Annotated in this window: 1 protein-coding gene; it reads right to left on the reverse strand. The window is 67.1% G+C overall.

Going from position 1 to position 532, the window contains the following annotated elements:
* Positions 1 to 532 (reverse strand): penicillin acylase family protein (locus EOS_RS42770; protein WP_047898305.1); only part of this gene is annotated, 532 nt, incomplete at both ends.

A 532-nucleotide genomic window follows, 5' to 3' on the forward strand; every position in this document is an offset into this window, starting at 1 on the left:
ATGCTCGATCGCAGCGCGGTTGCGATCGCCCCAGCGTGCGTCCTCGAGCTTGGTGCCCGGAGGCAGTTGGTCAATTGCATGGTCGATCCGGTCGAGCATGAACGCTCGCCAGTCGGTGAAACCCTCCGGCACCCAGGCGCGATGGGCCGCGAGCGCTTCCATCACTGCGTCGTAGCGCGAGCTCGCGGCGCGATAGCCGAGTTGCAGGCCGGGCGCGGCGATATCCGCGTCGAGCTTGCCGAACCAGGCGTCATAGAGCGAAAAGTAGAACGCGCGCACCAGCCGGTAGCCGGTTGCATCGGCGTCCGCGCGACCGTTCCAGGTCTCGATCTGCCGTCGGAATTCCGCGCGTTGCGGATGGTCCTTCAGCGCGTCGGTGTCGAGAGCGGAAAGAGCCAGGCGTCGCCAGTTGTCGATCCACAGCGCGCGGTCGTCGGTCTGAATCGAAAGCATGTCGCGTTCGCTGGCGCGCGGCACGGCAAACAGGTCGTCGCGGATTTGTGACGCGCGCGCGCCGACGTCGGCGCCGGCA

The organism is Caballeronia mineralivorans PML1(12), from assembly GCF_001028175.1.
Classification (GTDB): domain Bacteria; phylum Pseudomonadota; class Gammaproteobacteria; order Burkholderiales; family Burkholderiaceae; genus Caballeronia; species Caballeronia mineralivorans.